At 38.8% G+C, this 25058-nt stretch carries 23 protein-coding genes and 1 pseudogene; 3 read left to right on the top strand and 21 right to left on the bottom strand.

Translation table 11 applies throughout. The features are described from left to right. Positions 1-76: pseudogene (locus tag C8D76_RS02885) on the top strand (IS1595 family transposase); the annotation flags it as partial. A 276-nt stretch (positions 77-352) separates the two neighbouring features. Here C8D76_RS02885 and C8D76_RS02880 read toward each other — a convergent pair. The 20 genes from C8D76_RS02880 to kbaZ form a co-directional block, all read right to left on the bottom strand. Next, positions 353-1078: a carbohydrate-binding family 9-like protein gene (locus C8D76_RS02880; RefSeq protein WP_116631303.1), complete on the bottom strand. Its 726-nt coding sequence runs from the start codon at positions 1076-1078 to the stop codon at positions 353-355. Positions 1079-1123: 45 nt separating this feature from the next. Further along, positions 1124-1624: a YgjV family protein gene (locus C8D76_RS02875; protein ID WP_116631302.1), complete on the bottom strand. Its 501-nt coding sequence runs from the start codon at positions 1622-1624 to the stop codon at positions 1124-1126. A gap of 7 nt (positions 1625-1631) precedes the next feature. Beyond that, positions 1632-2933 (bottom strand): TRAP transporter large permease subunit, encoded by a 1302-nt coding sequence (locus C8D76_RS02870; protein ID WP_207774990.1) that lies wholly within the window; start codon positions 2931-2933, stop codon positions 1632-1634. A gap of 22 nt (positions 2934-2955) precedes the next feature. Next, positions 2956-3441 carry a TRAP transporter small permease gene (locus C8D76_RS02865; RefSeq protein WP_116631300.1) on the bottom strand — a complete coding sequence of 162 codons (486 nt, stop codon included), beginning with the start codon at positions 3439-3441 and terminating at the stop codon, positions 2956-2958. A 53-nt stretch (positions 3442-3494) separates the two neighbouring features. Continuing rightward, complete coding sequence (locus C8D76_RS02860; RefSeq protein ID WP_116631299.1) at positions 3495-4481, bottom strand: TRAP transporter substrate-binding protein; 987 nt, start codon at positions 4479-4481, stop codon at positions 3495-3497. A gap of 44 nt (positions 4482-4525) precedes the next feature. Then, the gene (gene kduI / locus C8D76_RS02855) at positions 4526-5368 is read right to left on the bottom strand and encodes a 5-dehydro-4-deoxy-D-glucuronate isomerase (protein WP_116631298.1); all 843 of its coding nucleotides are present in this window, start codon (positions 5366-5368) and stop codon (positions 4526-4528) included. A 194-nt stretch (positions 5369-5562) separates the two neighbouring features. Beyond that, positions 5563-6513: a tagatose 1,6-diphosphate aldolase gene (locus C8D76_RS02850; RefSeq protein WP_116631297.1), complete on the bottom strand. Its 951-nt coding sequence runs from the start codon at positions 6511-6513 to the stop codon at positions 5563-5565. A 40-nt stretch (positions 6514-6553) separates the two neighbouring features. Then, positions 6554-7708, bottom strand: a complete 1155-nt coding sequence (gene nagA / locus C8D76_RS02845; protein ID WP_116631296.1) for an N-acetylglucosamine-6-phosphate deacetylase — start codon at positions 7706-7708, stop codon at positions 6554-6556. A gap of 12 nt (positions 7709-7720) precedes the next feature. Next, on the bottom strand, positions 7721-8494 hold the full coding sequence (gene agaR, locus C8D76_RS02840; RefSeq protein ID WP_116631295.1) for a transcriptional repressor AgaR: 774 nt from the start codon (positions 8492-8494) through the stop codon (positions 7721-7723). Positions 8495-8634: 140 nt separating this feature from the next. Then, entirely contained in the window at positions 8635-9441 is an 807-nt protein-coding gene (locus tag C8D76_RS02835; RefSeq protein ID WP_133241333.1) for a carbohydrate-binding protein, read from the bottom strand. Between the two features lie 47 nt (positions 9442-9488). Continuing rightward, on the bottom strand, positions 9489-11111 hold the full coding sequence (locus tag C8D76_RS02830; RefSeq protein WP_116631293.1) for a sulfatase family protein: 1623 nt from the start codon (positions 11109-11111) through the stop codon (positions 9489-9491). Between the two features lie 18 nt (positions 11112-11129). Then, on the bottom strand, positions 11130-12326 hold the full coding sequence (locus C8D76_RS02825) for an anaerobic sulfatase maturase (RefSeq protein WP_116631292.1): 1197 nt from the start codon (positions 12324-12326) through the stop codon (positions 11130-11132). A gap of 101 nt (positions 12327-12427) precedes the next feature. Further along, on the bottom strand, positions 12428-13069 hold the full coding sequence (locus C8D76_RS02820; protein WP_116631291.1) for an RpiB/LacA/LacB family sugar-phosphate isomerase: 642 nt from the start codon (positions 13067-13069) through the stop codon (positions 12428-12430). A 33-nt stretch (positions 13070-13102) separates the two neighbouring features. Continuing rightward, positions 13103-14149 (bottom strand): glycoside hydrolase family 88/105 protein, encoded by a 1047-nt coding sequence (locus C8D76_RS02815; protein ID WP_116631290.1) that lies wholly within the window; start codon positions 14147-14149, stop codon positions 13103-13105. Positions 14150-14183: 34 nt separating this feature from the next. Further along, positions 14184-14624, bottom strand: a complete 441-nt coding sequence (agaF, locus tag C8D76_RS02810; RefSeq protein WP_116631289.1) for a PTS galactosamine/N-acetylgalactosamine transporter subunit IIA — start codon at positions 14622-14624, stop codon at positions 14184-14186. Between the two features lie 76 nt (positions 14625-14700). Then, complete coding sequence (locus tag C8D76_RS02805) at positions 14701-15567, bottom strand: PTS system mannose/fructose/sorbose family transporter subunit IID (protein ID WP_116631288.1); 867 nt, start codon at positions 15565-15567, stop codon at positions 14701-14703. Beyond that, a complete protein-coding gene (gene agaW / locus C8D76_RS02800; protein WP_116631287.1) occupies positions 15557-16327 on the bottom strand; it encodes a PTS N-acetylgalactosamine transporter subunit IIC in 771 nt (256 codons plus the stop codon). Before agaW ends, C8D76_RS02805 begins: the two co-directional genes overlap by 11 nt. Before the next feature lie 18 nt (positions 16328-16345). After that, a complete protein-coding gene (agaV, locus tag C8D76_RS02795) occupies positions 16346-16834 on the bottom strand; it encodes a PTS N-acetylgalactosamine transporter subunit IIB (protein ID WP_116631286.1) in 489 nt (162 codons plus the stop codon). A gap of 14 nt (positions 16835-16848) precedes the next feature. Continuing rightward, positions 16849-18009, bottom strand: coding sequence for an SIS domain-containing protein (locus C8D76_RS02790; RefSeq protein WP_116631285.1), 1161 nt, complete (start codon positions 18007-18009; stop codon positions 16849-16851). Positions 18010-18028: 19 nt separating this feature from the next. Then, positions 18029-19309 (bottom strand): tagatose-bisphosphate aldolase subunit KbaZ, encoded by a 1281-nt coding sequence (gene kbaZ / locus C8D76_RS02785; protein ID WP_116631284.1) that lies wholly within the window; start codon positions 19307-19309, stop codon positions 18029-18031. A 268-nt stretch (positions 19310-19577) separates the two neighbouring features. Between kbaZ and C8D76_RS02780 the strand changes: the two genes are divergently transcribed. Next, positions 19578-21140, top strand: coding sequence for a sulfatase family protein (locus C8D76_RS02780; protein ID WP_116631283.1), 1563 nt, complete (start codon positions 19578-19580; stop codon positions 21138-21140). Positions 21141-21513: 373 nt separating this feature from the next. Here the strand turns inward: C8D76_RS02780 and uvrA are convergent, their stop codons facing one another. After that, positions 21514-24345, bottom strand: a complete 2832-nt coding sequence (uvrA, locus tag C8D76_RS02775; RefSeq protein WP_116631316.1) for an excinuclease ABC subunit UvrA — start codon at positions 24343-24345, stop codon at positions 21514-21516. Between the two features lie 153 nt (positions 24346-24498). Here uvrA and C8D76_RS02770 point away from each other — a divergent pair, with 153 nt between their 5' ends. Next, the gene (locus C8D76_RS02770; RefSeq protein WP_116631282.1) at positions 24499-24984 is read left to right on the top strand and encodes a single-stranded DNA-binding protein; all 486 of its coding nucleotides are present in this window, start codon (positions 24499-24501) and stop codon (positions 24982-24984) included. Positions 24985-25058 lie beyond the last annotated feature (74 nt).

Raw genomic sequence — 25058 nt, 5'->3', positions numbered from 1 at the left:
GGAATGTGAATTTCGGTTTAACTTTGGAACACCCAAAATGCAGCTAAAAACATTGCGAAAATGGTGTGAAATTTAGGGCTAATCTACGTCAGCCCCAAATTAAGTTTTAACATTTATTCCAGTTAAACATTTTGCTTTAGAGGGGGCAAGTTTATTCTAATATCTGGAAAAAGCAAGAACTCCAAACATTTTACTTTTGTGAAGTTATCTCGCTTCTTTTTATCCGATTAGAACCATAATTTGACATGCCCCGTTCGCTAGATGATAAAAATACCTGTTTGCGAACAAACAGGTATTTCTCCTTATAATACACAAATTCACACTCTAAAAGGGACTAAATTTTCAAAATAGATTATTTTTTAGGCTCTAATACAAATTCACCAAAAGATGAGTTAATGTGAAAGTTTGGTTTTTCTGTTTTTGGATCAACCCATGTAATCCATTTGGCTTGTTCTTTGCCTTCAACAATCGAGAACTCTGCTCGATAAGCCCCTGCACGAATCTTATTACCTTGAATCAAATTATGTTCTTTTAATTCACTTAAGGCAATTTTACCTTCTAGGGTATAACCTTTTTCAGTGCGAACACCTACGGTTTCTAAGGTTTTCGGATCCCATTCTCGATTAATATTTTTCGCCACATCACGAATCATAGATAATGTGCGACCTTTATAATCCATTTCTAAGGCAATATATTTTGGATATTTACCATCAGCTAATGGTTTATCAATTTCACCTGGTGCCATAAAGAGCTCTACACGGTCTTCACGCGCCACCATCCATTCGTGATCTACTGTGTCATAAACCACGATATTCGGATCTTCTACATCAAATGAAAAGTAGAAATTTTGATCATCATGGAATGCTTTAAACTCAGTTTTTGGCATTTTGGTTTGTTCCCAAGGATTGGTGAAATCCGTTACGGCTTTCACTTTTCCCCACACTGCATCATCTAGCTTACCATCTAATACTGGCGCCTGAGATTCATAAGCAACTTGATAAGTTTTTGTGCCATTGTCCGCGAAGGCATTCATTGAAAACGCAGTCGCCAAAACTGTTGCAATTAATAGTTTTTTCATAGTGATTTCTCCAGTTAGTCAATAAATAATATAAATAAGTTATTTCTATCGTTTTTGTCGTATTAGCCGTATGATGGTGAATGTATTCATTACGATCACTGTACTTTCTAATAAAATTCCGCCTAATGAATTCACTAGAATATTATTTATCAACCAACAAAATGAACCTGCTAGCATAAATAATCTCATTGGAATTCCTTGTAGCAAAAATAAAGAAATTGTACCAATAACAGAGCCAATAATAGGAAATATTTGCCACAAAAAATCCGTAATAAAATATCCCCAAAGAATCCCTAATACCACAAAAAATAATGCGATATATTTGGAAGAGATATAAATCGATGTTGCCGTTCGTATTGTAGAAAACAATGCCCCCATTGCTGCCACATTTGCACCTAATAGCCAAAAATGACTCATATAAGTGATGTTTTGTATCAGCATAACGATTCTAAATGTTTTATCATTACGCTGATAAAAGCAAAGGACTCCCAATATAAAAGCAAGAATACCAAGCAATTGTGGGAAATTTATAACATCTTCCAGCATAAATGTTTTACTTCACCAAGCCCATAAGTTCAGGAATAGCCATTGAAACACTAGGCATGTAGGTTACTAGCATTAAAGTAATGAAAATAGCGATGAAAAACGGCAATAGCGTTTTTATCACTTGCTCAATTTCAATATTGCCTACTTTACATCCTGTAAATAGAATTGGCCCTACTGGTGGAGTGATTGTCCCTAGTGATAAATTAAAGACAAGTAAAATCCCAAATTGAATAGGACTCATACCTAAAGAAACACAAATAGGCAAAAATATCGGCGTAAAAATGAGTACGGCTGGCGTTGGATCCATAAATGTACCAATCACGAGCAACACTAAATTAATGATGAGTAAAATCAGAATTGGGTTATCGGTTATGGATAATAGTCCAGATACAATCATATTTGGAATTTGAGTAAACGCCATTACCCAAGACATTATGGATGAGGTCGCTAACATAAAAATAACGATCGCAGACATTTTGGCTGTTTGTAAAAAAATCTGTGGAAGATCTTTTATTGATAAAGTTCGGTAGCAAACACTCAAAATTAAAGAATAAACAACAGCAATCGCTGAAGCTTCTGTCGCGGTGAAAACGCCAGCGAGAATACCGCCGATAACAATTAACACTAATGAAAGACTAGGTAATGCAGCTAAAGTAATAGAGAAACTCTGTGAAAGACTAATCTTCTCTCGATTAACATAGCCTCTTTTTTTCGCCATAAATGCTGCAATAATCATGACTGCAACACCCCATAAAATACCGGGCAAATAACCTGCCATAAATAAGGCGGAAACAGAAACACTGCCTGCAACTGTTGCATAAACAATAATGGTATTACTCGGTGGAATTAACATGCCTGTTGGCGCTGAGGCAATATTCACTGCTGCACTATAACGAGGATCATAACCTTCTTTTCTCTGAATGGGAGACATAATTCCCCCCACCGCAGCCGCTGATGCCACGCCAGAGCCACTAATTGAGCCGAACAACATGTTGGAAATAATGTTTGTTTGAGCCAAAGAGCCCGGTAAACAACGACTAAAAAGTTTAGCGAAATTGATTAATCGAATTGCAATTCCTCCGCTGTTCATAATATTTCCAGCTAAAATAAAGAAAGGAATTGCAAGTAGTGCAAAAGAATCTAGACCAACAAAAATACGTTGTGCTGATGTCACCATTCCCCCTTGAAATGGAAGAATAACTAACATTGCAGCAACTGAAGATACGCCAACACTAATACTGATAGGCGTGCCAATTACCAAGAAAAAAACTGTGCCGATAAGCATCACTAGCGCGGCTGTTGTTGCCATGTCCATAACGCCTCCCAATAACCTATCTATGACTAGGTTGATAAAACTTTATTAAATTACAGATCACATAAAATAAGATAATTCCGCCGCTAATCGGAATGGCTGAATAAATAAAGCCAATAGGTATCTGTAATGCAGAGTCAAGCTGAAACATTTGACGCAAAGTAGCACTATAGCCACCGATCATCATCACACCAATTGCAAAAGCCGCTATGGCGAGTTCTGCAATGGTATTTACAAAAACTTGACCTTTAGCGGATAATTTATTCTTCAAAAAAGCAATTTCCATATGCTCTCTTAAACCAAAAACATAAGCACCCGCAAAAAGAATTAGCCATACAAAAAGATAGCGAGAGAGAACCTCACTCACTGCGCTAGGACTATTAAATATATAGCGAGAAACCACTTGATAAGTGATCAAAATAGTCATTACAGCAACAATAAAAATGCAAATACTTTCGAGTATGCGATCAACTAATTTCTTTATTGAAAATAGAATTCTAACCATATTTTCTTCCAATAAATAAAGGGATCAATATTATGATTGATCCCAGATCATCATTATTTCAATGCAATAATTTTTTCATATAATGCTTTTTGAGCAGGAGTTGTCACTAGTTCTTCTTGTAACGGTTTACAACTTTGTTGGAATTCAGTGGTGTCAAGATCCACAAATGTTGCCCCTTTCTCTTTAGCCATATCTTCTGCTTTTTTAATTTGAGCATTCCATAACTTAAATTCTTTTACGGTACTCTCTTTTGCCAATTTTCTTAATGTAGCTTGATCTTCTGGTGTCAGCATAGATAGGAACATATCACTCACCACTAACAAATCAGCAATGCGCAAATGTTCCGTACGAATAAAATAAGGCGCCACTTCATATTGTTTAAGATCCACATAAGTGATCTCGTTATTTTCAGCTCCATCTAATACACCTTGTTGAATCGCTGTATAGACTTCCCCCTGATTCATTGGAACACCGGTTCCGCCCATGCAAGATAACATTTTGATCATCGTATCAGATTGCAACACGCGAATTTTTTTACCTTGTAATTCTGCTTTTGTTTTAACTGGAGCGCCTTTAACATAAAGACTTCTTGCCCCTGCCGTATAAGCAGTTAATACTTCAAATCCTAATTTTTTGGTGGAAGCAAATAATTCATCTAAAATGCCTGATGTGAACACTTTTTCTTGATGGGCAGTATTAGCATAAACATAAGGAATACCAAGCACAGTAAATGTTTTGTCATAGTTTTCCACTAATGGGTTAGCAACCACTGCCATTTGAATCGCACCGTTTTGTACTAATTCTAATGATGCTCGTTGATCGCCGAGTAATTCATTCGGGAAAATATTGACTTTATAACGTCCGTCCGTTGCTTTAGAGAATGCTTCGCCAAATTCTTGTAAAGCCTGATATTGAGGATGTTTATCCGATTGGTTAAAGGAAATTTTAACTTCTGTTGCTGCTATTGTATTGGCAGAATAGAATGCTCCAAATGCAGTAACAAGTAATAACGCTTTCTTAGATAATTTGAAAAATTTCATATAAAACTCCCTGTTAAGAAATGATGAAAGAAAGAAGAAATTAACTAACGTAAATCTTGCATAGCGATAAAATCCATATCATCAAAGGTTTGATTTTCACCCGCCATTCCCCATACAAAACTATAATTTTTTGTACCGCACCCAGAATGAATCGACCAACTCGGTGAAATAATCAATTGCTTATCTCGAACTACAATATGCCGTGTTTCCGTTGGCTCACCTAAAAAGTGAAAAACAACTTGATCGGGTTCAATATTAAAATAGAGATAGGCTTCCATACGGCGTTCATGGGTATGGGCTGGCATCGTATTCCATACGCTGCCTTTTTCCAATTCGGTCATTCCCATGCATAATTGACAGGTTTCTAAAATATCTGGATGTAAATATTGATTAATACGGCGAGCATTGGCATTCGCCAATGAACCTAATTGAACCTTTCTCGCTTCTTCGTATTTAATCAGTTTATTTGGATATTGATGATGAGCTGGCACGCTCAACCCATATAAAACGGCAGGATTTTGAGTATCAAGCGAAGAAAAACTAATATTTTGCGTTTCTTTTCCTAAATAAAGTGCATCAAGATGCGCTAAAGTATAACGACCTTGTTGCGTATCAATCACTGCAGCACCACCTAAATTGATGATCCCCATTTCTCGGCGTTGCAAGAAAAAGTCGGTGCCAAAAGATTTTTTATCAATTACTTCATCTAAAGATAAAGTTTCTTGACTATTTGGCATAATACCTAATGCCACTAGGCGGTCGATATGGCTATAAACCACATTAATTTTTCCGAGCTGAAAAAGCTCTTCACATAAGAATGCCTCACGCAATCTTTCAGTATCATAGTGTTTCGTGTCATTAGGATGCATATTATGCAAAACCTTCATTCCGTTACCTCCTGTTAAACTGAGTGTGAGTCAAATTTACCTTAGAATAAGCGCCTCGTCCATGAATATATTTCAATTATGTGATCTAGATCTAAAAAATTTAAAACCATATTTCAATAAGGAAAGTAAAAAAGAAAAGTGCGGTCAAAAACTCGCAACTTTTTGACCGCACTTCTAAATATAAACGAAATAACTTAAACGTTTAAAGGTTGTGCCGTTTCTTTTAACACGACATTCAATGCTTCAATATTCGCTTTTCCTTCGCTAAGCAACCATTGTTTAGCGGCTTCAACACCTTGTGCTTTAAAGATCTCTGCAGCACCCGCCCAAGTTGCTCGTCCACATAATACGCCATTGAAATCACAACCTGCTGATTTTGCAAAACGTAGCGTATCTAAGAATAAAGATGAACTCACACCCGCACTTAAGAAAATAAATGGAATGTCTGTTGCATCACTTTGCTCTTTGAAATACGCTTTCGCTTGTTCTTGGCTATATACAGCGTCTTGCTCTGCAAAGCCTTCTACAAATTTCATATCTACTGGCACTTCCACTTTTAACACATCCACACCAAAACGTGGTTGAGAGAAAAGTTTCATTGCTTCAATCACTTTGCGAGGTTTAATTTTTGCATATTCTTTCGCATCAGAAATATTTGCATCGTAGCTAACAAGTTCTAAGAAAAACGGCATTTCTTCTGCTTGACATTCTGATGCAACACGTTCAACAAAGGCTTCTTTACGATCATTCACTTCTTTGCCTTCATCAATATCAATGTAAAGCAATAATTTAATGCCATCAGCACCTTGTGCTTTTAAGCGTTGTACTGAAACATCGTCAATCAAATCAGGATAACGACCTGGCTGTGTTTTATCATAACCAGTTTTTTCGTAAGCCATTAATAACCCCGCATTCGCATCTTTTTTCGCAGCAGCGTTCCAACCCACTTCAGGATCAAGCAAGATTGATGAAGCGTAAGGGGTGAGATGTTCAGACACCAACACTTTAAATTCAGCAAGCTGTTCATTTGTTGCTGACTCACCTAACATACGGCGTAATGCCCCACGTTGGTCAATAGCAAGTGCTGCAATTAAATTGTCTTGGCTGCATAATTTTTTTAAACGTTCAGTTCTTAAAGTTGACATTGTTTTTCTCCATATATTAGAAATGTAAAAAATTAATCAATTATTGACCGCACTTATAAACTTGTTCACCACGAACAAAAGTTGCTTGTACGTTTAATTTGTTGTCTAGCAAGGTGAAGTTCGCTTCTTTTCCTACTGCAATATCGCCAATACGATCTTCCACGCCAAGGTAAATGGAAGGTATTGTGGTCACCATTTGGATGGCTTCCCATACTGGAACACCTGCTTTAAAGACCATATTGCGTAAGGCTTGATCTAAACTACAGGTACTGCCTGCTAATGAACCGTCAAAGGTTTTTGCTTGCCCATCTGTAACACGCACCGTTTGTACACCGAGAGTATATTCTCCATCGGGTAAACCGCCTGCACGCATACAATCGGTTATTAGCACCATTTTTCTGTAGGTTTTCAATTTATAAGCTAAATTTAGCACCACAGGATGCACGTGAATACCATCTGCAATAATTTCTGCGAGCATATCGTGATATAAAACTGCCCCTGTGCAACCTGGCTCTCGGTGGTGTAACGCACTCATTCCATTAAATAAGTGTACGCCACAATCAGCCCCTAAATAATACGCTTTGGTTACTTGTTCAAAGTTTGCATTGGTATGTGCAACAGAAACTTTCACGCCGTGCTCAACAAGCCATTTTATGACGGGTTCTGCATTTTCCACTTCAGGAGCAATGGCGACACGCAATAAAGTGCGGTCAGAAATTTGCAATAATTCTTCTAGCTGAGGAATTGTTGGCGGCATAAGGTATTGTGTTGGGTGAGAGCCACGATGACGTTCTGTAAAATAAGGGCCTTCCATAAAACTGCCCAATAATTCTGCTCCATTTTGCTTTCCTTGCTGAATGTAGTTTTTCATTCTTTGCATTGAAGAAAGAATATTTTCCCAAGGTGCAGAAACGGTTGTTCCGACCCAACCGGTTACCCCAGTGCTTGGCAATGCCTGAGCAATCGTGTTAATTGCGCTATCATCTTCATCCATCACATCGGCACCAGCACGCCCGTGGATATGAACATCAATGAAGCCTGCCGAAAGATAACTGTCTGGGTAGTAATGAATATCGCAATCGGTCGGTTTTTCGGCTTGAATGCTTTCTATTTTCCCTTGATTAATCACAACATATTGATTAATCAATTCATTAGATGAAGTAATGACTTTTCCCGCTTTTACTGCATAACGCATAATTCTTTCCTTCTAATCAACAATAATCACTTCAATATCATTTTCTTGAAGTGCGGTTAAATATTCTGGAGGAATGCCCGAATCCGTAATTAAAATATCAATATCTGCAAATTTACGGATAATATGGCAACTTTTTTGACCGAATTTACTTGAATCTGCCACAGCAATTACTTGGTTAGAAACATCACACATAATGCGATTAAGATTGGCCTCTTGTTCATTATGTGTGGTGATTCCAGTATGGATATCAAATCCATCTACACCCAAAAATACTTTATTGAAACGATAATTAGCAAGGCTTGCATCCGCTTGCAAACCAGAAAAAGACATCGCATTTTTACGCAATTTTCCGCCTGTCATAAGCACTTCAACATCATTTGCATCAGCGAGCTCAAAAGCAACATCCAATCCATTAGTCATCACTAAAACATTCTGGCGTGTTGATTTTTTTAGTGCGACTGCAATTTCTTTTGTTGTGGTGCCCGAGTCTAAAATAATGCTGTCATAATCTTCGATAAATTGTAGCGCTGCCGCTGCAATTTTACTTTTAGCACTTAAATTACGATTTCGTTTTTCCGAATTACTGAGTTCTGCCATGATGCCTCGATTCGGTACAGCACCACCGTGAGAACGCACGATATAACCATTTTTTTCAAGAAAATTAAGATCTTGACGAATATTCACCGTAGAAACAGAAAAGATTTCAGACAACTCTTCAACGCGTGCCGAAGAGTTTTTATTGACTATCGCCACTATCTCCATTCTTCTTTCAAGAGCACTCTTCATTTTTTGTCCTTTGATGTGTTATGTTTTAAAAATTATAAATCAAAACAAACATAAATGAAAGAAAACGAAATAATAAATTGCTAAAAAATCAATTTACTCCGTCTAAAAATGAATAAAATCTTTCATTTTATTGTTTTACCTTATGAATTTGTTGATACATTTTTTCCTAAAACTTCAATTTGAGTTAATGCGGTGAAAGGAGAAGCATCTTTTCCTTTCAAAAAATCGGTCAATGTAAGTGAATCACACTGGCGTTTATCAAAATAAAATGTTTGAGGCTGCCCACTTCTTTCTAAGGATAATAGTTGTTCTGAACCATCTGAAAAACAGACTCGGATTTGTTGCCACCAAGCATCGTGAGGGAAATCAGCTCGCAAAATGAGAATTAGCCCGTCAATTTCAACAGTTCGTCCAAAATCAATGGTAAGTTGTGCCTTGGGATCTTGTGCATTGCTCCAAGACGTAAACGGATACGAACCGTGTGCATTGCTATCAAAAATACCATCAATCACATTATGTGGTGCAAAACGAATATTACTTGGTGTGATATTACTCGTTACCCGAGGGTAAACCTCTGTTTGATGAGATTGGAAATAAGGATTGAATGCAAGGTTAGTATATTGGCTAATTTCATAATCTCTTGCCGTTCTCACCCAAAGAAAATGCAGCCCACCTTGAAAGACTTTATCACTGTTATATAAGCGTCTATCATCGCCAAAAGGAATTTGAAATTCAAAAACGTTTTCGGTTAAATAGATCACGCTACTTTCTAAGCTATCTTCAAGACGTAATTTAAGATAGCAAGGTGCAGAATCAACCTCAAGACGAATGCGATCGCCTGCTTGATACTCGCCCTTGTAAGTGAATGCTAAAAACTCAAATGCACTTTTACCTATTTTGATATTATTGTCTTTATCTAAGATACTGAGTGTAATTTTTGTCATCATAATCCCTTGAAAAATCAGCCACAACTAATTGTGGCTGAACGATAACATTATTTACCTTTTGCAGAAGCTTCAATAGCTTGGAATTCTTCCGGATTCCACGCCATCGGTTTTGGTTGCGCACGAATCCAATCATAGAAAGCAGTTTGTAATTCTTTTACTTTCTCTGGATATTTAGCTGCAACATCTTGGCTTTCCGCGGCATCAACTTTATCGTGGTAAAGATGGAGTTTATTGCTACCGTCATTGTAGAAATAAAGTGTCCAATCTTGATCACGAATTGCCCATGAGCTTTTTGATAATTTCTCTAAATGCGGGTTTTTCGGTGCTTCATTGGTATTATAGGTAATGAACTTCCAATAATCCGCCCAGAATTGTTGGTTTTCTTCACTATAATGTTTTGCACCTGGACCTGCCCAATATAAATATTGGTGTGGAGAGACTTTTTCTTTGCCTTCTAATACAGGTAAAATATCACGTCCATCAAGTTTTAAAGAATCAGGCACTTTAATATTTGCCGCTTTCAATGCTGTTGGAAGAATATCCACAGCAGAAATTAAGCTGTCATTTTTACTATTTGCAGGGATATGACCTGGCCAAGAAACGATGAATGGTACACGTAAACCACCATTATACATTTGACCTTTAAATCCTCTATCCATACCATTTAACGGCATTGGTGCTTCGTGAACAGAACCGTTGTCAGATAAGAAGAAAATAATCGTATTGTCTAATTTTCCATCCGCTTTCAACTTATCAACAATTTTACCGATACCTTCATCTGCCGCATTAATCGCTGCAAAGTATTTATCTGCTTCCACATTTCCAGTATTGAAGCGATCCATATATTTCGCTGGTGAAGCTTCTTCTAAAGGAATATGTGGAACACTATATGCAAGGTTGAGGAAAAATGGTTTATTACCTGTTTTATCAATGAAATTAAGCGCTTCATTGGTTAAATTGTGAGTTAGGTATCCTGGAGATTCAATTGGCTTATCATTACGCCATAAGGCTGGTGAATTCCATAATGCCGCACCTGAAACAAAGTAGCTGTAAGAATAATCAAAGCCACGATCCGTTGGGAAATAGCCTTTATCTGGAATAGATGAGAAATTATCGTGGTAATCACGGGTTTGCACATCTTCTGGTTTGGTAATACGTCCAATTTTTTTATCTCTATTTACACGCGCATTATGGTATTTACCAATATTTGCGGTGGTATAGCCATTCTCTTGGAATAATGCTGGAAGCAGTTTAATATCCAAAGGAATACCATTGAAAGAATCATCATTACTATAAATACCGAATGATGCTGGATAACGTCCCGTTAAAATCCCTGCGCGAGATGGTCCACAAACTGGGTGAGCAACAAAGGCATTTGTCATTTTTACCCCACTTGCAGCCAGTTTTGATACATTCGGCATCGCTCGCTGAGCAGCATCAATCATTTTATCCAAATCACCTTGATAACGCGGTGCAACAGGGCGTTTTTTCAACGCTTCTTTATCAAGCGTATCAATCGCAAAATCCAATTGTCCCGTACCAAGATCATCCATCACAATAACTAAAACATTTGGCTGTTGTGTATTGTTAGTTTGAGCATAAAGTGGCTGAGCGGCACCTCCTACAACCATTGCCGATAGCAAACACTTATTAAGTAATGAAAGTTTCATCAAATTCTCCTTCGTGTATTAGTTGATTATTTTCATAATTTCTTCTGCCAAACCACCTTGTTGCACAATATCTCGCATACGATGCATCAACGGGGCAGTTTGACGGAAAAAGAGTTGATAAGAAGGGCAAAGATAATTGTGTTTAAATTTTTCCCCTTTCAAATTCACAATACGATGTTTTGGACACCCCCCCTGACAAATCAAGCGTACATCACATTTTTCACAGGCTTTTGTGAGGGTTTCTTTTTTCGCATTGCCAAATTTTTGTTGTTTCGTTGAAAGCGCTATTTCATTTAATGGTTTCGTGTTCACATTACCTAAACAATAATCTGGATAAACATAATGGTCGCAAGAATAGACATCACCATTCGCTTCAACAATCATTGCTGTGCCACAAGTTTCAGTATGAATACAACTTGTTGACGGGTAACCGAGCCATTGCCCAAGTAAATTATCAAATTCACGCACAAAAATACGCCCCACATCTTGGCAAACCCATTCGGTAAATACATCTAACAGAAAATGTCCATACCCATCAGCAGGCACAGAAAATGGCGCCATTCGATAATTTTTACCTGGATTATAATCATTGCGTTGCAAAGAATAGTTGGCGACTTCAACAATCGGAATAAACTGCATAAAAGTCGATCCCAATGCTTTTAATGCTTGGTAAGTTTCTTTTCCTTTATGCCAGTTTTTATCATTAATCACAGTAAGTGTGTTGAAATCTACTTCGTATTCTTTCAGTAATTCAATAGCTCTTTTCACACGTTCAAAAGTAGGCTGCCCATTTACTGAAATACGATAGCGATCGTGTACCTCGCTTAATCCATCAACGGAGATACCAATTAAAAAATTATTTTCTTTGAAAAACTCTGCCCATTGGCGGTTAAGAGCAATACCATTGGTCTGAAAGCCATTTGTAATGGTTTTGCCATTTGCAAATTCTTGCTGAAATTTGACCGCACTTTTAAAGAAATCAAGCCCAAGTAGCGTTGGCTCACCACCTTGCCAAGCGAAATCAACATGATCGCCTGAGTGGGATTCAATATAATTCTTTATATAGTTTCTTAATGTTTCTTCGCTCATTAGGCGTACATTATGCGTAAGCACTTGCTCTTTCTCTAAATAAAAGCAGTATTCACATTTGATATTACAATGAAAACTACTCGGTTTTGCCATCATATGGAAATAAGCAGGTTGAGACTGACACATAAAAACTCCTAATGTGAAAAAATTAAATTTGAAAAAGTAATTTCAGTGAAAAATTACTTATGCAGGAGGAAATTTCTCTTCCCCCTACATATCATAGCAGATTAGCTATTTAGAACGGCTGTAACATAAGCACGGATTTCATCATCTTGACAATTATCAAAGAAACATTGTTGGAAACGCTCGCCACTCACAGCGGTTTTCACTAATTCTTGATCAATTGCACGTAATGTATCCAAATAGTTATCTTTTACAACAGCTGCTTTTACTTGGTTTAAGATGCCCGCATTACGAACTTGTGGTTCACGACGCTCTGGTGGATAACCTTGACCTTTTTCACCTTCGAATGCTTTTTCAAACATATAGCGAACATTTAATTCTGCTCCCCAACCAAAACCTTTTGCAAAGGCTAAAGATAAGGCATTACCATTATTGATTTGTGAGAATAAGAACGCATCAGCAGGATCAAGGCAGTAGCCACATACCACACCTGGGTGAACATTTAATGACATCAATGCCCCTTGTCCTGTGCCACAACCCGCTACCACAAAATCAACGGCTTTAGAATTTAATAGAATACTGGCCATAATCCCGAGATGGATATAGGTTAGATGATGATCTTGCTCGCTGTTCATCCCTACGTTGTAAACACTATGTCCTTTGGGTTCAACCACATTTTTTAATTCATTTAGAACAATAGGATTTTTTGCCGCTTGGCTATTTTCCATCATTAATGCAATTTTCATATTTTCTTTCCTCTATGATTAAATAACTTGAGTTTATTTAGCTTGTAGTTGATACATTTCAGCACCAGCTAATAAGAATGCACCAACACCATAATCAATGTTATGTTCCGCTTTTACTTCGCGAGGATTAAAGGCCGGTAATTGAATCCAACCTAATTTTCCCTTAGAATCGACCGCACTTACTAATCCCGACCACGCTTTTTCTACGGCTGGTTGATATTTTGCACGGTCTAGCACACCTTGATTCACGCCCCAAGCCAAAGCATAACAGAAGAGTGCTGTTGCACTGCTTTCTTTTGCTGGGAAACTTTGTGGATCTAGTAAACTTGCACGCCAGAAACCATCTTCATATTGGAATGGTAAAATAGTTTCAGCGAGTTGACGATAAAGTGCTAAATAGCGATCACGTTCCGGATAATCTTCTGGCATATCACGGAATAGACGCGGAATCGCCGCAATTACCCAACCTACACCACGTCCCCAAAAGACTTTTTCGCCATTCGCTTCGCGTAATTCTCCGCCTTTTCCATCTGGAATATAGCGGTGATCGCGGTAAAATAATCCTGTTCCTTTATCTTGTAAATGCTCTACAGAATCCCACCACGCTTGATTTGCGTAATCACGGTATTTACTTTCTCCTGTCAATGTAGATAAAGTAAAGAACACTTGCGGTGCCATAAAGAGTGAGTCACACCACCACCAATCTTCACGCCCTGGTTTAGGGTTGGCTAGCATATCTTCAACAAAATTAATGGTTGGTTCTAATGCCTCAGGTTGATTGAATAGTGGATAAACATCAAGATAAGGTTGTGCACAAACTAAATCGTCAGCAAAGCGGGCGTGTGGCCCCGTGCGAAAACCAGTGTGCAAGGTATAATTTAATACACCATCTAAGAAAACTTGTTCGCCCGTCACTTTCCAAGCATTTGATACGCTCCCCCAAAAAACAGCACGATCCCAGTCTGTATCTTTAATAAAACGTACTCGTCCTGTTCTGCGTATGACTGTACGAGTTTGATTTGCAGCTTGCCATTGATAAACCTTTTTCATCACGGCAACGATTTGTTGTTGAGGGTTCATTGTTTCTCCTCTCATTGTTTTATAATGTGAATACTTATAGCCCGTCTTCTTCGCCGTCATCATTATTTTGCGAAAGTGCGGCTAAATCCTGACGTAAATCTTTGATTTGGCTAAATTCACCATTGGTCAAATAATCTGTAACTTCACGTAATGATAAATCTTCACGTTCCAATGCTGCATTAACGATCATTGATAAATTAGTTCCAGCAACAACTTCAACATTCGGATCCTGTAATAAAATATTCACTGCTCGATTACAAGGCGAGCCACCATATAAATCGACTAAGAACAACACACCTTCACCAGTATTTACACGCTCTTTAGCCGCTGACAGTTGTGCTTCTAAATCCTCAGTCGTCATCGTTTCTAAAAAATCCACAAATTCTAATTGTGGTTGCTGACCAACGATTGCTTCTACTGCAGAACGCATTCCAGAAGCAAAATTAATATGACCTGATACAACGATACCTAACATAATCTGTCCTTATTTTATTGTTATTCTAGAAGGAAAATAAGGTTTCCCCCATTTTCCTTAAGTACTAAGTGATTTTTTAAAGAATGCCAATTAAGTGACCAATTATACCGAAGGCAAGGGTACTAAAAATCAGTACTGGTGGTTTTGCCCAGAAACCGGTGCCTTTTACCAATTTAAACATTAGGAATACTAAGGCTAACGGTAGGATATTTGGCATAATTTTGTCAAATAAATCCGTTTGTAGGGTAACTACTTTACCACCGAGTTCAAGTGTCGCCGTTGTCTTAAAATTAATGAAAGTCGCACACAATGCACCGATAACGAAGATACCCATAATATTCGCTGCTTTGGCTAAGCGTTCTGTTGAATCACTCATATTTACCATCGCTGCCGTACCTGCTTTGTAGCCCATAAACATTAAGCCAAAATAAACAAAGAAGTGTACGAGTTGGTATAAAACAAAGAATACAAATGGCCCAGCCAAAGAGCCTTCTAATGAAATTGAAGCACCTAAAGCAAGCGTTAATGGCATCAGTGTCATATGGTCGATACCATCACCGATCCCCCCAGTAGGCCCCATCCCTGCTACTTTCATTACATTGATTGTAGAAGGTTTTTCTTTGTTTTCTTCCATTGCAACGGCAGTACCTAGCAAGAAAGTAAAGAGTTTTGGACTCGCATTAAAGAATTGAAGGTGGTTTTTTAATGATTTTGCTAAATCATTTTTGTTATTACCGTGAATCTTCTTCAACGCTGGAATAATGGAATAGGCAAACCCCCCCGCTTGCATACGTTCAAAGTTGAAGTTACCTTCCATAAATAAACCACGGATCGCACATTTCCAAAGGTCGCCTTTTGTAATCACTTTGCGAACTGTTTGATCTTGATATGCGTCAATATCATCAACAAGGCTTACTTGATTATTTACATTTTTAGATTCCATCTTCAAACTCCTGTGCTTGAGATTGTTTATTGTTATTGCCGTTACCTGAGAAGTAGAAATAAAGTACTGCGATTGAACCACCGATGATTGCAACTGCCATAATTGGAAGTTTTAAGTAAGTTGTTGCAACAAAACCGATGAAGAATACACCAGCCACTTGTTTTGACCACATGATTTTTAACAACATTGCAAAACCGATTGCTGGAACTAAACGAGCGCCGATACCTAAACCTGCTAAAAGCTCTTTCGGTGCATTATTATCAATCCATGCTGCCGCGTGTTCACCGAAGTAAACCGTGATAAAGGCAACAATTGCATACATTAATGAGCGTAATGAGATGGTTGAAATTAATAAGAAGTCAATACCATTTGCATTAGCTTGCTCTGCATAGCGATCTGCTTTACCCATCGTAAATGAAGTTAATGCAAAGAATCCAATCACTAACATTTGCATTAATACCGCAATTGGCATACCTACACCCATTGCCACTTCGGCTGATTGTCCTGTCATTACAGCAAATGCAACGGCTGCGATTGTACCCATTGTTACATCAGGTGGTTGAGCACCCGCATTAGGCACTAAACCTAACCAAGCTAGCTCAAGAGTTGCCCCTGTAAGTAATCCTAATTGAACATCCCCCATAATTAAGCCCACAACAGGACCTGTAATTAACGGACGGTGAATATTTAATGCGACATCGTATTTATCGATACCACAGAAGAACGCCCAAACGGCGACTAATAACGCTTCAGTTAACATAAACGCTCCTTATGAATATTAAAGATATTGTTTAATATCGACTTCTTGTGCGTCCGGTGTATTTTGGATTGTGCAAGTTACACCTGCGTTCACCATACGACGGAATGCGTCAAGATCCTTTTCATCAACAGATACTGTTTTGGTTAATTGGGTTTTGCCTTCGTGGTAGTGCATATTACCAATATTACAATGTTTAATTGGCACGCCGCCTTCAACTAAACGTGCAACATCCGTTGGGTTATTACATAAAATAAAGATTTTTTGTTGTGGTGATGCTTTATGAATTACATCAATAGTTTTTTGAATTGTGAAAAAACGTACCGCATATTCACCACCAGCTGAAGCTTTCATTCCCGCTTGCATAAATGCTGCATTAGGACCCTCTGCTGCTTCATCATTTGCAACCAAAATTAAATTCGCTTCTGAATGTTTACCCCAAGTGATACGAATTTGTCCGTGCAGTAAACGTTCATCAATACGCGTCCATACAATATTAGGTGTTGACATAAAGATCTCCTTAATTATGAATTAAATGGGTGAATAATAACCCCTTGAACCACACGGTTTACTTCGCCTGTTGGGCAAGGGTTATCTGTGGTAATACCACGGCTAAATGAACTATAAAACGAATTAATTTGTGCAAATACAATGTATGGGAATAACAATGCATAATCCGCTGCATTTTCAAAGCCTTCAATAGTAATCACATCTTTGCCTTCAATACCTGCTTGAGCAGTTAAGCAAACCACACAGCTTGCGATATTGTCACGGCATAATTCATTATATAAATCAATATCATACAAACGTGTATAAGGTCGGTTAGATAAAAATTCCACTACAGCAGTTTTTGTATTTACGATAGATTTAGGACCGTGTCTGAAACCTAATGGTGAGTCATAAGTTGCGACAATTTGACCCGCAGTCAATTCTAAGATTTTTAATGCAGATTCTTGCGCTAAACCTTGTAATCCACCGCTACCTAAATAAATGATACGCTCAATATCTACTTGAGAAAGTTGACGTGCATAATCCACATAGCGAGGAATTAATTTTTCTGTCGCTTCGCAAATAAATTGTAGTTGTTCAACTACTGATCCTTTTGGTAATAAGAACACAGAAAGTGCAGATAACATCATTGAACTAAAACTTGATGTCATTGCAAATCCACCATCATTGGTTTGAGGTGGCATTAATAATGCAAAAGTGCGGTCATTTTTTTGTGCGTTTTTATATAATGCACCTTGTTCATTACAGGTAATAAATAAATGATAGCAATTTGTTAAACATTGATTCGCCAACTCTACTGCCGCAACACTCTCAGGACTATTTCCTGAGCGTGCAAAAGAAATTAACAATGTAGGCACATCTTGCGCAAAATACTGATAAGGATTAGAGACAATATCTGTTGTCGCAATAGATTCCACTCGTTTATCAGTTAAAGTTAAAGCAAAAGGTTGTAAAGAATGCCCAACGAAAGCTGAAGTCCCTGCGCCAGTAAAAATTACACGACCATTGGCGGCATTCATCACTGGTGTAATAAAGTCTAAAATTTGTTTGCGTTGTTGATCAACAGAATTCAAAACCTGTAACCACGCTTGAGGTTGGTGTTCAATCTCTTTTGCGGTCATGATAGCTTTCCCTGCTACTAACTCGCTTTCTGAAATACCTAAATAATTTGCCATTTTATTTATCCTTCATTATTTATTGAAAAAAACACGCTAAAGCATATTGGCGGACAACCGCACGTACTTTATCTAATACTAAATCTTTTCCGCGTGGAGCAAGTGTGCCTGCTCGCACTGCGGCATATTGCTCTGGTAAATATTGGCTAAGTAATGGAAGAGGAATATCAAGATTCTCAAAATTTGCCAATAATTTATCTACGGCTGCTGAGATGTCTTCATTCGTCCAGTAGTAACGAATGCGGTCACTAAAACTAAAACTTCTCGCAAAACGCTGTTCTAATTCATCACCGTGATAGTATTTTTGCCAGTTTTCAGGGTGTGCTAGCATTTGAACTTCAAGCACATCGCGTAAATTTGAGCGTTGTGCAGCTGGAAATAATAGGTTTTCCATTTCGCATAGTGCGTATAGCCCTTCACGCAAAGCGAAAGTCAACGCTGGACCTACTTTCAAAATCGCAAAATGATTTTTCACTAATGCTTGATAAGCTTCTTCTGTTTGATAATCCGTAGAGTGTGCTTCAAAAACAAGATTTTCGTAATCATTTACTACTTGACTTAAGGCTTTCGCTTTTTCAGGAATAAAATTGATTACTTTTGTATGGTCAAATTCAACACCCGGTTGAACCACCAATCCAATAACACGCTCCCAGATATTGCTTAAGCCAACGTGAGAAAATGCTTGTTTGTGTGCATTAATTGTTGCTTTTGCTGCACTTGGTGAAGTGACTTCTAATTCTGCAATTTCTTCTGCTTCTCCACCCGGCACTGGTACTTCAGTTCCCACGATATAAACAATACGATTTGCAAAACCATGTTTTGCCGCAGTTTGCTCTGCAATCACCGCCAAGCGAGCCGCACGTTCTGCCACAATTTCATCAGAAAGTGGGATAGGATCGCCTTTACAAGACATACTGCAATCTAAATGGATTTTCTCAAAACCCGCTGCAACGTAAGCCTCAATCAATTTTTCGGCATTTGCCATTGCTTCATCTACCGGCAATCCTTGCCAACGGTTTGGACCAAGGTGATCCCCACCTAAAATTAATTGATCTTGAGGAAAGTCTACTTGTTCAGCTAACTTTTCAACAAAGCGACGAAAATCCGCAGGGGTCATTCCTGTATAGCCGCCAAATTGATCCACTTGATTAGAAGTGGCTTCAATCAATAGCGGAGAGTTATCTTGTTTCGCCTGTTCTAATGATGCTTCCAATACAAGTGGATGAGCTGAACAAACAGAATAGATACCTACTGCTTCACCGTTTTTATGTTTTTTGATTAAATCTAACAAAACGCTCACTTTTATTACTTCCTTCTTGGTACATATCATTTCACATATACGATACCGAAATATGATTTCGTATTGCTTTGGTATGAGTATATCGAAAGATAACAAAACAAAAAATAACAAAAATAGAAATTTGTGATCTAACTCACAAAATAAATTTTTTCTTATGAAACTGTGTGTCAAAATATAGAGAAATACAAAAATTTATGGAAAGATAACCGCACTTGCTTATGGCAAAGTACTAAATTATTTTACTTAATATCATAAACAGGAGGCTTTAATGAGCATTTCACGTCGTAATTTTATTAAAGGAGTGGCTACTACAAGTGCGGCGACAGCACTTTCTGCCGCCTCAATCAATGCGGTAGCAAAAGATGAAACGAAATCATCTAAAAATGCGACACCACCCGTTAACTTGCTGATTGTTTTCCCTGATGAAATGCGTGCAATGGCGCAGGGATTTAAGAAACAAGATCCAGCCATTACCCCTCATTTAGATGCGTTTGCAAAACAATCGAAAGTGATGGATCAAATGATTTCTAATTATCCGCTTTGCTCGCCATTCCGTGGTATGTTGATGACAGGGAAATATCCACAACATAATGGGGTAACAGGGAATACCCATGACTACGGTGGTAAAGTAGGTATTGAACTTTCACCTTATTCAAAATGCTGGTCTGATGTATTGAAAGAAGAAGGCTACTCATTAGGTTATATTGGTAAATGGCATTTAGATGTGCCACAAAAACCATACATTAAGAGCTATAACAACCCAATGGAAGGACGCTATTGGAATGACTGGACACCACCAGATCGCCGCCACAGTTTTGATTTCTGGTATTCTTACGGAACATACGATCTACACTTAAAACCAATGTATTGGGGAAATGATACACCTCGTGAATATCCAGAATATGTGAACCAATGGGGCCCTGAACACGAAGCAGATATGGCGATCAAGTATCTTCGTAATGAAGAAAATAAATATCGCGATCCAAATAAACCGTTCGCTTTAGTGGTATCAATGAACCCGCCGCACTCTCCTTATGACCAAGTACCACAAAAATATTTGGATATGTATCCGCAAAGCTCTAAAGAGTTAAATACTCGCCCAAATGTCAACTGGGATAAAGAATACCAAGAAGGCTATGGCCCGCAATATTTCAAAGAATATCTCGCCATGGTTTCTGGGGTAGATGAACAATTTGGACGCATTCTTGCTGAATTGGATAAACAAGGCTTAGCAGACAATACTTTAGTCGTCTTCTTCTCTGATCACGGCTGCTGCTTAGGTTCACACGGTGCACCGACTAAAAATAATATCTATGAAGAATCTTTACGCGTACCAATGATGTTCCGCTTACCAGGCAAAATCCCTGCTGGCGTGAATGAAACCTTAATGTCTGCACCAGATATTTATCCGACTATCTTAGAATTACTCGGCTTGAAAGAAAGTATCCCTGATAGCGTAGAAGGTGTCAGCCTTGCGGAACAAGTGACAAACGACAAAGGTGAAAGCCCAAGTTCTCAGCTTTATCTCTTTGTGCCTTATGGTCAACCTTCTTTCGGCAGACGTGGCGTGCGTACAGCAACCCATACTTTAGAAGTTGATCGTCAAGACGGTGAACCATTGAAATATAAACTCTTTGATAATGTTGCTGATCCATACCAAATGAAAAACATTGCAGACAGCAATCCTGAATTGGTACAGAAACTCATCAAAGAAGAATTATTGCCTTGGTTAGAAAAAACTGGCGATTCTTGGCGCCCTGTTGAGTTTGTCACTGGACCAACGAAAAAAATGAAAAAAGAACTAGAAAGCTGTGCAGCACCAAAAGCCTAGTCTCTACACTCACTGAAGTTTTCAGTGAGTGTTAATAGAATTGGGACTGATATAAGAGCTGATACGAAAGCTGATAATAGCAAAATGGATAAATGCTAATTCAGTCCCCAATTCGATTGATAGGTAATCTTACTTAGCTCACAAATATCCAACTTGAAAGATCATTGTTTCGCATTCATGGAAGATGGCTTATTCAATGAAATGAAGCGCTGGTAGTGGCAAAGAAAGAAAATAGGTTCTCATTAACTAAAGATGCCTTTAACTTTATTTCTAAGGTTAAAGGCATCAAATTTTTATTCGTCTAAGAAGGTATTTCAAAGATTACGTAGTGATCACACCATTGCTATAAAGCCTTTTTATGGCAAAAGTGCGGTCATTTTTGCGCTAAAATTGATTTCAAGAATCTTGCCGTATGAGACCCCTCGACTTGTGCAACCTTTTCAGGTGTACCAGTGGCAATGATTTGTCCACCGCCACTTCCCCCTTCTGGGCCAAGATCCACAATCCAGTCGGCAGTTTTAATTACATCCAGATTATGCTCAATCACCACAATCGTATTGCCCTGATCACGCAAACGATGCAAAACCTCCAACAGCTGTTTAATATCAGCAAAATGCAAACCTGTGGTCGGCTCGTCCAAAATATAAAGCGTTTTTCCTGTATCACGCTTAGATAACTCAGTCGCCAATTTCACACGTTGCGCCTCACCGCCCGAAAGAGTTGTGGATGATTGTCCCAAACGAATATAGGATAATCCCACATCCATTAAAGTTTGCAATTTGCGCGCAATCACAGGAATCGCATCGAAAAACTCACGCGCTTCTTCCACTGTCATATCCAATACTTGATGAATTGTTTTGCCTTTATAGCGAATTTCTAAGGTTTCTCGATTGTAGCGTTTGCCTTTACAATGATCGCATGGCACATACACATCAGGTAAGAAGTGCATTTCCACTTTAATCACGCCATCGCCTTGGCAAGCTTCACAACGCCCACCACGCACATTAAAGCTAAAACGCCCCACATTATAGCCACGAGCACGCGCTTCTGGCACGCCCGCAAAAAGCTCACGAATTGGCGTAAATAAGCCAGTGTAAGTGGCTGGATTTGAACGAGGCGTGCGACCGATTGGACTCTGATTTATATCGATGACTTTATCAAAATGCTCCAACCCTTCAATGGATTTATAAGGTGAAAAATGAATATTATCTGCACGATTTAACGCATTTTGCGCCAATGGAAATAAGGTATCGTTAATCAATGTCGATTTACCCGAACCCGATACACCCGTAATACAAGTAAATAATCCCACGGGGATTTCTAAATTGACGTTTTTGAGATTATTGCCCGTTGCGCCATTTAATTTCAGCAATTTTTTCTTATTAAGTGCGGTGCGTTTTTTAGGGATTTCTATGCTATCTTCGCCTGATAAAAATTTTCCCGTGATCGAATTCGGGTTCTGCATAATTTCTTGTGCTGTGCCTTGCGCAATCACTTGCCCACCATGTACACCAGCTCCCGGCCCAATATCAATAATATGATCAGCGGCACGAATGGCATCTTCATCGTGCTCTACCACAATCACCGTATTTCCCAAATTACGCAAGTGAATAAGCGTATTCAACAAACGTTCATTATCACGTTGGTGTAAGCCAATTGAAGGCTCATCAAGCACATACATGACGCCCACTAAACCTGCGCCAATTTGGCTTGCAAGGCGAATGCGCTGCGCTTCCCCGCCCGATAAGGTTTCAGCCGAACGAGAAAGTGATAAATAATTTAGCCCAACATTCACTAAAAAAGATAAACGCTCTTTAATTTCTTTGAGAATTTTTTCGGCAATTTGCGCACGCTGACCTGCTAATGCGAGTTTCTCAAAAAATGCTAACGCTTCCCCAATGCTCATTTCAGACACATCAGGTAAATTTGTTTGCCCAATATAAACGTGGCGGGCTTCGGGGCGCAAACGGGAACCGCAACAATCTTGGCAAGGACGTGTGCTGATATTTTTGGCTAATTCTTCACGCACGGTCATCGATTCTGTTTCTTTATAACGGCGCGCCATATTATTTAAAATGCCCTCAAAAGGGTGATTACGCACGACTTTATCGCCACGATCATTTAAATAAGTGAATTTAACTTCTTCCGTGCCAGAACCATGCATTAAAATCTCTTTAATATGCTTTGGCAAATCCTGATAAGGCACTTCAATGTCAAAATTGTAATGCTCGCTTAAGGATTTCAGCATTTGATAATAATAGAAATTACGGCGATCCCAGCCTTTTACCGCCCCACTCGCCAGCGAAATGGTTTCATTTTGCACAACACGACTTTCATCAAAATATTGCTGCACGCCTAAACCATCACAAGTTGGGCAAGCGCCTGCAGGATTATTAAATGAGAAAAGACGTGGCTCTAATTCTGGAACAGAATAGCCACAATGCGGACAAGCAAAATTTGCAGAAAACATTAATTCTTCGGCTTTTGGGTTATCCATATCTGCCACGATTGCCGTTCCGCCTGAGAGTTCAAGCGCTGTTTCAAAGGATTCCGCTAATCTTGTGGCTAAATCTGACCGCACTTTAAAGCGATCCACCACCACTTCAATCGTATGTTTCTTCTGCAATTCCAGTTTAGGCGGATCCGACAAATCACAAATTTCGCCGTCAATTCGCGCTCGAATATAGCCTTGTGCGGCAATTAGCTCCAAGGCTTTGACATGCTCCCCTTTACGCGCTTTCACAACTGGGGCAAGCAACATCATTTTGCTTTCTTCGGGCAAGCTCAACACTTTATCAACCATTTGTGAAATAGTTTGCGCCGCCAACGGCACATTATGCGTTGGGCAACGAGGCTCCCCGACGCGCGCAAATAATAAACGCAAATAATCATGAATTTCTGTAACCGTACCAACCGTAGAGCGTGGGTTATGAGAGGTGGATTTTTGTTCAATAGAAATGGCGGGAGATAAACCTTCAATACTATCCACATCCGGTTTTTCCATCAAAGAAAGAAACTGACGCGCATAGGCAGATAAACTTTCTACATAACGACGTTGCCCTTCCGCATATAAGGTATCAAAGGCTAATGAAGATTTTCCCGAGCCCGATAAGCCCGTAATCACGATTAACTTATCGCGTGGAATGGTGAGATTAATATTTTTTAAATTGTGGGTACGCGCCCCACGAATATCGATTTGATCCATAACTAAAATTTGCTCTCGAATAGAAATTCGGCAATTATCGCACATTTTCAACTCTGTTAAAATATTCAGTGAAAATTTATAGATCTTTTTGCAAAATTCAGGCAAAATAGACCGCACTTTTGTGATAAAAAACGAATTAAATAAGGAAAAATTATGGCAGGCGTTAATAAAGTTATTATCGTTGGTCGTTTAGGTAACGACCCAGAAATCCGCACCATGCCAAACGGCGAAGCGGTAGCAAATGTAAGTGTGGCAACTAGCGAAAGCTGGACAGATCGCAATACTGGTGAACGCCGTGAAGCCACAGAATGGCACCGTATCGTCTTCTATCGCCGCCAAGCAGAAGTGGTGGGTGAATATCTTCGCAAGGGTTCGCAAATTTATGTTGAAGGTCGCTTACGCACTCGCAAATGGCAAGATCAAAACGGACAAGATCGCTATACAACTGAAATCCAAGGCGATGTCATGCAAATGTTAGATAGTCGTAATGCACAACAAGGCGGATTCGCCCCACAAGGTGCGCCACAGCAAAACTTTGCGGGTCAACAACAATCCAACTATAACGCACCTCGTCAACAAGCTGCTAAACCAGCCGCTGAACCACCAATGGATAACTTCGACGATGATATTCCGTTCTGAAATCCATATACAGAAATTATGTAAAAATACATCATAGAAACCAGAGAGAAGCCTTATAAAATAAGACTTCTCTT

Origin of the sequence: Alitibacter langaaensis DSM 22999, assembly GCF_003096995.1 — a bacterium.
Classification (GTDB): Bacteria; Pseudomonadota; Gammaproteobacteria; order Enterobacterales; family Pasteurellaceae; genus Exercitatus; species Exercitatus langaaensis.
This window is presented reverse-complemented; position numbering and strand designations above follow the sequence as displayed.

Bases quoted from the DNA above. Each gene is read 5' to 3' on its own strand.
- C8D76_RS02880 (WP_116631303.1), bottom strand. From the start codon at position 1,078: ATGAAAAAACTATTAATTGCAACAGTTTTGGCGACTGCGTTTTCAATG.
- C8D76_RS02875 (WP_116631302.1), bottom strand. From the start codon at position 1,624: ATGCTGGAAGATGTTATAAATTTCCCACAATTGCTTGGTATTCTTGCT.
- C8D76_RS02870 (WP_207774990.1), bottom strand. From the start codon at position 2,933: ATGGCAACAACAGCCGCGCTAGTGATGCTTATCGGCACAGTTTTTTTC.
- C8D76_RS02865 (WP_116631300.1), bottom strand. From the start codon at position 3,441: ATGGTTAGAATTCTATTTTCAATAAAGAAATTAGTTGATCGCATACTC.
- C8D76_RS02860 (WP_116631299.1), bottom strand. From the start codon at position 4,481: ATGAAATTTTTCAAATTATCTAAGAAAGCGTTATTACTTGTTACTGCA.
- kduI (WP_116631298.1), bottom strand. From the start codon at position 5,368: ATGAAGGTTTTGCATAATATGCATCCTAATGACACGAAACACTATGAT.
- C8D76_RS02850 (WP_116631297.1), bottom strand. From the start codon at position 6,513: ATGTCAACTTTAAGAACTGAACGTTTAAAAAAATTATGCAGCCAAGAC.
- nagA (WP_116631296.1), bottom strand. From the start codon at position 7,708: ATGCGTTATGCAGTAAAAGCGGGAAAAGTCATTACTTCATCTAATGAA.
- agaR (WP_116631295.1), bottom strand. From the start codon at position 8,494: ATGAAGAGTGCTCTTGAAAGAAGAATGGAGATAGTGGCGATAGTCAAT.
- C8D76_RS02835 (WP_133241333.1), bottom strand. From the start codon at position 9,441: ATGATGACAAAAATTACACTCAGTATCTTAGATAAAGACAATAATATC.
- C8D76_RS02830 (WP_116631293.1), bottom strand. From the start codon at position 11,111: ATGAAACTTTCATTACTTAATAAGTGTTTGCTATCGGCAATGGTTGTA.
- C8D76_RS02825 (WP_116631292.1), bottom strand. From the start codon at position 12,326: ATGTGTCAGTCTCAACCTGCTTATTTCCATATGATGGCAAAACCGAGT.
- C8D76_RS02820 (WP_116631291.1), bottom strand. From the start codon at position 13,069: ATGAAAATTGCATTAATGATGGAAAATAGCCAAGCGGCAAAAAATCCT.
- C8D76_RS02815 (WP_116631290.1), bottom strand. From the start codon at position 14,149: ATGAACCCTCAACAACAAATCGTTGCCGTGATGAAAAAGGTTTATCAA.
- agaF (WP_116631289.1), bottom strand. From the start codon at position 14,624: ATGTTAGGTATCGTTGTATCAGGTCATATTAATTTTGCTTCTGGAATG.
- C8D76_RS02805 (WP_116631288.1), bottom strand. From the start codon at position 15,567: ATGGAATCTAAAAATGTAAATAATCAAGTAAGCCTTGTTGATGATATT.
- agaW (WP_116631287.1), bottom strand. From the start codon at position 16,327: ATGTTAACTGAAGCGTTATTAGTCGCCGTTTGGGCGTTCTTCTGTGGT.
- agaV (WP_116631286.1), bottom strand. From the start codon at position 16,834: ATGTCAACACCTAATATTGTATGGACGCGTATTGATGAACGTTTACTG.
- C8D76_RS02790 (WP_116631285.1), bottom strand. From the start codon at position 18,009: ATGGCAAATTATTTAGGTATTTCAGAAAGCGAGTTAGTAGCAGGGAAA.
- C8D76_RS02780 (WP_116631283.1), top strand. From the start codon at position 19,578: ATGAGCATTTCACGTCGTAATTTTATTAAAGGAGTGGCTACTACAAGT.
- uvrA (WP_116631316.1), bottom strand. From the start codon at position 24,345: ATGGATCAAATCGATATTCGTGGGGCGCGTACCCACAATTTAAAAAAT.
- C8D76_RS02770 (WP_116631282.1), top strand. From the start codon at position 24,499: ATGGCAGGCGTTAATAAAGTTATTATCGTTGGTCGTTTAGGTAACGAC.